The organism is Okeania sp. SIO2F4 (assembly GCF_010672385.1).
In the GTDB taxonomy this organism is placed as follows: domain Bacteria; phylum Cyanobacteriota; class Cyanobacteriia; order Cyanobacteriales; family Microcoleaceae; genus Trichodesmium.
Window position 1 is genome coordinate 1 of record NZ_JAAHGT010000818.1, and the last position, 4,461, is coordinate 4,461.

Below are 4,461 nucleotides of genomic sequence, written 5' to 3' on the forward strand. Positions count from 1 at the left end.
TCATCACCAGCTCCGCGCTGCGCTCTCGCTCGATCTAAAAACGGAGTTTTTCTGACTAAAGCGGCACTCGATCGGCAACTAAAAAGTAATATCCACTTCAAAGCAATGCGGTCAGCTTGCGCTCAACAGACATTACATAGTGTGATTGAGTCGTTTAATTCTTATGGAAAATTATTGAAGCTGTACAAGGAGGAAAAATTACATTTTCGCCCTAAGCCACCCAGTTATAGAAAAAAGGGCGGAATGGCAGTTGTAAGTTATCCAGCTCGATGGGTTAAATTGATTGGAAATGACTTGAAATTCTCTCTAGGAAATCAGCTCAAAGCATGGTTCGGAATTGACCATTTTCTCTTACCTATGCCCTCAAATCTAGACTTTAGCTCAATTAAAGAATATCGCATTTTTCCTCGAAATGGATGTTTTTATATTGAATTTGTCTACAAACAGCCCGAAATTGAACCTGTTAAAGCTAACAGTAATGTTCTTGGTATAGACCCCGGATTAAATAATTGGATAACTGGAGTATCCAACACAGGAAAATCCTTCATAATTGATGGGAAAAAGGTCAAATCTCGTATGGCAGTGGTATAACAAACAAGTCGCCAAGATTAAGACGGAAAAACCTCAAGGATACTGGGATGAAGAACTTGCAAAGATAACCGAAAAACGTGATTGCTTCGTCCCTCGCAACCAAATGAGAGACAACATTAATAAAGCCACAAGATTTATTATTAATTGGTGTCTTGCTAATAACATTGCAAATATTGTTTTTGGTTGGAATCCATTCAACAAAGATGGGATTAATATTGGCCACAAGAATAATCAGGAATTTGTGCAAATTCCTACAGCTAAATTGAAAGAAAGAGTTTCTCAATTATCTCAACAATATGGGATTAACTTTATCGAGACAGAAGAGAGCTATACCAGTCAAGCTAGTTTTCTAGACGATGATTTTCTACCAAAATATGGTGAAAAACCCGAGCGGTGGAAAGCATCAGGAAAGCGGGTTAAAAGAGGTTTATATTGCTCTTCTAATGGCAGTTTAATTAATGCTGACTGTAATGGTTCAGCTAATATAATCAGAAAGGTAAGCGCACAGTTGAATTTCGATTTAACCAAGGCGTGTAGGGCAGTTTTGACTCTGCCAAAACGATATTTTTGGGATTCTCTTTCAAAACAATATCGAAAAGATTGCGAAGCAGCACGGTTTCAACCTGCTGCGTAGTATCCTTTGAGAATCCCCGTCTTTTTAAAGCGGGGAGAAGTCAACAAAGTAGATCCTAACATTCTTTAGGACAAGCTTTTACTTTCTCGCTCCCACCCACTTAATAATAGCTTTAGTCAAACCATCTAAAGTAAATTCTTTCGCTTCCACGTCAACTCTACCTAATAAACTGTGACAACTTTGAGAAGTTTGAGGTCCGATAGAAGCAATACAAATATTTTCTAAGCAATTTTCGGGTAACTTATCCTTATTTTCTGAAATTAAATAACAAAAATTTCTGACAGTTTTAGAGCTAGCAAAAGTAATAATATCTATCTGTAAATTCTGTAGTGCTAAGAAAGCTTCGGGTACAATATTTTCTGGGCAAGTAGACTCATAAGCAGCTACTTCTATTACTTCTGCACCTTGACTATTTAATTCCTTGACTAAGACTTCCCGACCACCAGTTTCTACTCTGGGAAATAAAACCTTTTTTCCACTCAATTTTTCAGGAAAATTTGCCACTAAAGAATCAGCAACAAAATTAGGTGGAATAAAATCTGGAGTCAAACCACAAGTCTTCAAACTTTCTGCCGTCTTTTTACCAACTACTGCTATTTTTACCCCAGCTAAAGCACGACTATCTTTACCTTTCTCTGTCAATCTTTCAAAAAAATAATCTACTCCATTTGTAGAAGTCAGAATTAACCAATCAAAACTATCTATATTAGTAATAGCTGCGTCTAAATCATGCCAACTTGAAGGTGGAGTAATTACTAAAGCTGGCATTTCAATTACTTTTGCTCCTTCTTTTTTTAGAAGTTCGGTAAACTTACTCGACTGACCTGCTGAACGAGTTACTAAAATAGTTTTATTTGCTAAAGGTGCTATTTCTGTTTTTGCTTCAGACTTTTCTCTAATCATATTATTTGGATACTTTCAATAATTAATAATTAACAATTAACAATTAATAATTACCTCTTCTGTAATAGAAGGATTGAGTTAAGTTAAAAGGAATTTTTTTCTTCTCTTGGTCGATTGGATATGGCAAGGTTTCCTCCCCATCCCATCCTACTCCAAGCTCCGCAATTCAAGTCGGTGACAGCCGAAGTGCGAAGTTGTGCGCTAGCTAAACTACCACTTTTTCTCCATGAATGGAGAGGTTTTATACCTTAATTTTTCTGTAAATAATCTCTTAATCTAACTACTTCCCCCACTATTATCACACAAGGAGACAAATATTCAGCATAAGTTTGTTTAGCAATATCGCTCAAATTACCAATCCAAATGTGTTGTTTAGGAGTCGCACAATTTTGGATAATTGCTACAGGAGTTTCAGGTATTCTTTCATGTCTTAATAACTGATGTACAATTTCACCTAAATTTTTTCCCCCCATTAAAATTACTAAAGTTTCAATCTGAGATATTTTTTCCCAATCTAACGCTTCTATATCGTGAGCAGTTAAGACTACAAAAGCTCTACTCATTACTGCATCTGTCAGAGGAATATTTGCCAATAAAGGTGCAGCTAATGCAGAAGAAATTCCTGGTACAACTTCAAATTCACAACCAGCTTCAATTAATGCTTGAATTTCTGGAGCAGCACGACCAAAAATAAAAGGGTCTCCTCCCTTTAGTCTAATTACTTGTTTGCCTAAACGACATTTTTCTACTAACAAGCTATTAATTTCTGACTGAGATGTACTAACTTTACCGCCACGTTTACCCATCTCTATTTTTAAACAATTTTCTGGTGCTAATTCTAAAATAGAGTCATCAACTAAGGCATCATAAATTAAGACTTCCCCTTGAGTAATTAGAGAATATGCTTTGACACTCAAATATTCTTTACTTCCGGGTCCAGCTCCAACGATATATACTTTTCCTAGTGATTTAGTCATGTTGATATTAGTAATATAAAATCCGGTTATACAGTTATTGTACTCGCGCTTCTCCATTAAATATAGACTTTTTAAAGAGTATCCCTGCAAATTCCCGCCTGAAAATTATTCTTAACTCCTAACTCCTAATTCCTGACTCCTTAGTCTTTAATCACAGCATAACTAATTAGCCGGATTATAAATAAATATATTTAGGTTTTAGTTCTATCGGAAAGTTTAATCAACTATATTACATGGTATATATAACAGTTACCTCTTAAATTTTAAGTTTGTATAGCAAAACAAAAGAGAAGGGCTGAAGTAGGAGGAAGTTTGATTGTTGATATTCCCTAGTTTCTAGCTTTTTTATCAGTCAAATAAATACAATAATTGCGACTGCTATATCAAAATATTTTTACCGAATAATTAAGGTTTAAAGCCTCTGCATTTAAGAAGAAACAATAAAAATTTTCCTTTTCGTCAATCCTATTCTTTTCAAGGATAGGTAATTATTGATTATTAATTTTTACTTGTTAATTGTTGAAGGTATTGATGCAGATTTTTTGCTCTCAAATATTTTGACAGAAAAATTATGTCAATTCAGTATTATTTGAATGTGAAACCACGGTAAAACTGTCTATAAAATTTATAGCAATTCCCATACTGGTAAGGTACAAAATTTTAGGTTTGAGGGAACACTTAACTGGGAACAGGGAATAGAAAAGAATAAAAACAACTGTACCTCATAACTTTGGGAATTGCTATAGCTTCTTACTACATAGGTGTTATATAATGTCTGGTTGAATACTTATAAATAAACGACCGAGGAGTCAGGAGTCAGGAGTTAGGAGGGAAGAAAAAAGCAAGAAGAAAGAGGAGGAAAAGGAGAAACTTTTTTTATCACTAATTATCCGGACATCATATCATACAAAATTCACGCCAAAGAGTTATATCTTATTATCTGTATTTTTTGCCTATAGTATAAAATTTTATCCCTCGCCAATATTGTAAATTTTTGAATTTTTTCCTCTTTTTTGTGAGTGCTCTACCAGTTACTTTTAGCCTTTGACAGAGGGTCTAACGCCGACGCGAGGTCACCGTTTCGATAAATTTATCTTTCCTTTTTCCCTGTTCAGAATTCCTTGACTGTAGCAATTTTTCAAATATTGCTATTAATAAAATGAAAGATTAGCCGTTGGAACAAAAATTTCGATTTTCTGAATAGCACCAATGAGGAAAATCTTGTTTTTATAAAGAGGTATTAACAGTTGTTTAAAAATCAATATGTTGAACATCTTCATACTCAAAATTGCAAATTTATTGAAAATAAAAATGATTTCCAAATATTGCATTACAATCCTGAAAACCAAATGAAGA

At 34.3% G+C, this 4,461-nt stretch carries 2 protein-coding genes and 2 pseudogenes; 2 read left to right on the forward strand and 2 right to left on the reverse strand.

Annotation, left to right across the window (positions count from 1 at the left end):
* The coding region (locus tag F6K22_RS33230) for a nuclease/transposase family protein (protein WP_483244183.1) at nt 1-591 on the forward strand (591 nt) is incomplete at its 5' end.
* Complete coding sequence (locus F6K22_RS33235) at nt 554-1,225, forward strand: IS200/IS605 family accessory protein TnpB-related protein (protein ID WP_293108186.1); 672 nt, start codon at nt 554-556, stop codon at nt 1,223-1,225. The genes F6K22_RS33230 and F6K22_RS33235, both read left to right, overlap by 38 nt.
* 78 nt (nt 1,226-1,303) lie before the next feature.
* Here the strand turns inward: F6K22_RS33235 and F6K22_RS33240 are convergent.
* Nucleotides 1,304-2,125 (reverse strand): annotated as a pseudogene (locus tag F6K22_RS33240) (uroporphyrinogen-III synthase); the annotation flags it as partial.
* Nucleotides 2,126-2,385: 260 nt separating this feature from the next.
* Nucleotides 2,386-3,105, reverse strand: a pseudogene (gene cobA, locus F6K22_RS33245) (uroporphyrinogen-III C-methyltransferase); the annotation flags it as partial.
* Nucleotides 3,106-4,461 lie beyond the last annotated feature (1,356 nt).